This is a genomic window from Burkholderia sp. Ac-20344, assembly GCF_017104975.1.
In the GTDB taxonomy this organism is placed as follows: domain Bacteria; phylum Pseudomonadota; class Gammaproteobacteria; order Burkholderiales; family Burkholderiaceae; genus Burkholderia.
The window spans coordinates 1-674 of sequence record NZ_JAAGPP010000388.1; the positions used below are offsets into that span (position 1 = coordinate 1).

The 674-nt window shown below is 73.7% G+C and carries 1 pseudogene; it reads right to left on the reverse strand.

The features are described 5' to 3' along the window. Nucleotides 1-674 (reverse strand): annotated as a pseudogene (locus G3N64_RS39280) (MFS transporter); the annotation flags it as partial.

The window sequence follows — 674 nt, forward strand, 5'->3', positions numbered from 1 at the left end:
CACCCCGTCCGCGCAAGCGCAGCCAGCACCGCGCCGACGATCGCGAGCGCGATCCCCTCGCCGGCCACGCGCGTCGTACTGAAGATCCCCGTCGCCATCCCCGCGCGCTCCTTCGGCACGACACTCACCGACAGCCCGTCCATCAGCCCCCACGGCATGCCGGCCCCGACGCCGATCACGAGCATCGGCGCGATCGCCGCGGGCCCCGCGCCGCCGCGCAGCGCGACGCCCAGCCACACGAGCCCGGCCGCCGCGACCAGGAGCCCGAGCCCCGAGATCACACCGGCCGACAGCCAGCGCGTGAGCGTCGCCGCAACCAGCGGCACGACCAGCATCGGCGCGGAAATCGCGAGCATCAGCCAGCCGGCGTCGATCTCGCTGAAACCGTCGATGCCGATGAAGCGCAGCGGCAGCACGACGAGCAGCACGATGTAGCAGCAGCAGGTCGACACCGGCAGCACCTGCACGCCGACGAAGCGCGCGATCCGGAACAGCGACAGGTCGAGCATCGGCCGCGCAACGCGCGTCTCGATCGCGACGAACGCACCCGCGCCGAGCGCGGCGCCGGCCAGCAGCGCGATCACGAGCGCGCTCGTCCAGCCGCGCGCGGGCGCCTCGATCACGCCGAACGTGAACAGCGTCAGCGCGGCGGTGAACGCGGCCGTGCCGGGCCA